At 67.8% G+C, this 1,378-nt stretch carries 1 protein-coding gene; it reads right to left on the bottom strand.

Annotated features, from left to right (window positions below; translation table 11 throughout):
* Window positions 1-49: 49 nt before the first annotated feature.
* Window positions 50-1,297: an IS256 family transposase gene (locus tag AC3RX1_RS17475; protein WP_491502479.1), complete on the bottom strand. Its 1,248-nt coding sequence runs from the start codon at window positions 1,295-1,297 to the stop codon at window positions 50-52.
* Window positions 1,298-1,378: the final 81 nt, after the last annotated feature.

Here is a 1,378-nt window from a genome sequence, read left to right as displayed (position 1 = left end):
GGTCAAGTCCCGAGTAGTGGTGTAGCGCGGTGTCCTTCGATCTGAGGGGTTATGCGCTGAGTTCGAGGACGGTGTCGGTCACCTCCTCGATGCCGGTGTCGGCGACGAGGGTGAGTCTGCTTTTGGCGAGGATCTCGAGGCCGAGGTATCGGCGGCCTTCGGCCCATTCGTCGGTGATCTCGGCGAGGACGGCGCCGACGAGGCGGATGATCGCGTCGCGGTTCGGGAAGATGCCGACGGAGTCGGTGCGGCGGCGGATCTCGCGGTTGAGACGCTCGTTGGGGTTGTTGGACCAGATCTGCTGCCAGAGGCCTTCGGGGAAACCGGTGAACGCGAGGATGTCCGCCCGGGCGGCGTCGAGGTGCTCGAACGCGTCGGGCAGCTTCCCGTCGACGTAGTCCAGCAGTCGGTCGAACTGGGCGTGGACGCTGTGGGCGTCGGGCTGGTCGTAGACGGAGTGCAGCATCGCTTTCACCGCCGGCCACATGGTCTTCGGCGTCACGCTCATCAGGTTCGCGGCGTAGTGGGTGCGGCAGCGTTGCCAGACCGCGCCGGGCAGGTTCGCGGCGACCGCCTCGACGAGCCCGGCGTGAGCGTCCGATGTGACAAGGCGGACCCCGCCCAGGCCGCGGGCGACGAGGTCGGCGAAGAAGCTGTTCCAGGCAGCTCCCGTCTCACTGGTCGCGACGCGCAGGCCGAGCACCTCGCGGCGCCCGTCCGCGTTCACCCCGGTCGCGACGAGCACGACCGCGTTGATGACCCGCCCGCCTTCGCGGACCTTCATCGTGAGCGCGTCGGCGGCGACGAACGTGAACGGGCCGGCGTCGTCCAGCGGGCGGTGCCGGAACTGCTCGACGTGCTCGTCGAGCTCGGCCGCCATCCGGGACACCTGCGACTTGGACAGCGAGTGGATCCCGAGCGTCTTGACCAGCTTGTCCATCCGACGCGTGCTCACGCCGGCGAGGTAGCAGTCGGCGACGACGGTGATCATCGCCGTCTCGGCGCGCTTGCGGCGCTCGAGGAGCCAATCCGGGAAGTACGTTCCCTGCCGCAGCTTCGGGATCTGGACGTCGATCGTGCCGACCCGGGTGTCCAGGTCGCGGTGCCGGTACCCGTTGCGCTGGGTCGTGCGGTCGGGGCTGCGTTGTCCCCATTCGGCGCCCACGACGGCGTCCGCATCGGCGGACAGCAGTGCGTTGATCATGGTCTGCAGCAGGCTGCGCATCAGATCCGGCGACGCGTCGGACAGGGCTTCAGCGAGCACGCTCGCAGGGTCGACAATATGAGGTGCGGTCATCGTGATGATTCCGTTCGAGTGGGATATGAGAGTTTCCTCGAAGGATCACACGGTGACCGCGTCTACGTCGCATCCGACGAG

This window comes from Microbacterium altimontanum (assembly GCF_058349865.2).
The sequence above is the reverse complement of the archived record's forward strand: the minus strand, read 5'-3'. Positions and strand labels throughout refer to the sequence as shown.

Excerpts from the sequence above, each read along its gene's own strand:
- AC3RX1_RS17475 (WP_491502479.1), bottom strand. The coding sequence starts at position 1,297 with ATGACCGCACCTCATATTGTCGACCCTGCGAGCGTGCTCGCTGAAGCC.